General features: G+C 71.1%; 1 protein-coding gene. It reads right to left on the bottom strand.

Annotated elements, in window-relative coordinates:
• The coding region (locus GV790_RS29530) for an AAA family ATPase (RefSeq protein ID WP_163818094.1) at window positions 1–318 on the bottom strand (318 nt) is incomplete at both ends.

The raw sequence follows: 318 nt of genomic DNA, 5'->3' as shown, positions 1-318 counted from the left end.
GTGGACGCGCTCAGTTCGGGCAGGCCGAGTTCACCGGCTTGATCGCGCACCGCCTCCTGTAGCCGCGCAGCCGCTTTCCCTGTCGGTGCGGCGAGCGCGATTCGCAGTGCGGGCGCCTTCGGGTTGGCGCGCTGATGTGCGTCCAGTAGTGCGATTATGCGAGCGATGGTGGGCGTTTTACCGGTGCCGGGGCCACCGGCGACGACCGTCGTCCAGTGGGTCGCGGCGAGGGCGGCGGCCAGGCGCTGACGGTCGGGCACCCCCTGCACCGATTCCACCCCCGACTCGGCGAACAGCCGATCGAGTTCGCGGCGCACC

The organism is Nocardia cyriacigeorgica, assembly GCF_010858045.1.
Classification (GTDB): Bacteria; Actinomycetota; Actinomycetes; order Mycobacteriales; family Mycobacteriaceae; genus Nocardia; species Nocardia cyriacigeorgica_E.
This window is presented reverse-complemented; position numbering and strand designations above follow the sequence as displayed.